The organism is Vibrio sp. 10N.222.52.B7 (genome assembly GCF_041474275.1).
Classification (GTDB): domain Bacteria; phylum Pseudomonadota; class Gammaproteobacteria; order Enterobacterales; family Vibrionaceae; genus Vibrio; species Vibrio crassostreae_C.
The window spans coordinates 1-338 of sequence record NZ_JBFRTU010000457.1; the positions used below are offsets into that span (position 1 = coordinate 1).

Sequence of the window (338 nt, forward strand, 5' to 3'; positions counted from 1 at the left end):
CCAACACCGCACCAGCAGACGCGCCAGATGACAAGCCAAACAGAAACGGATCCGCCAGATCATTTCGTGTCGAGGTTTGAAGCAACGCTCCAACCATCGCCAGCCCTGCACCCGCGATAACCGCTAACAATGCTCTAGGTAACCTTAGATCGATCAGTATTCGACTGGTCATATCCGGCGTTGGATCAGTGAAAGAGCTCAGCCCTACAATCACTTCCTTAAAAGACAAAGGGACTGAGCCAAATTGTAAACTCATCATGAAGGCGAGCAGCATGGCAGTGATACCTGTTAGCCATGCTGCTCGATATTTATCAAATAAAATCAAAGGGCTACTACTC

Annotated in this window: 1 protein-coding gene; it reads right to left on the bottom strand. The window is 48.8% G+C overall.

What is annotated here, in order from left to right:
* The coding region (locus AB4512_RS23675; RefSeq protein ID WP_372175958.1) for an iron chelate uptake ABC transporter family permease subunit at nt 1-274 on the bottom strand (274 nt) is incomplete at its 3' end.
* Nucleotides 275-338 lie beyond the last annotated feature (64 nt).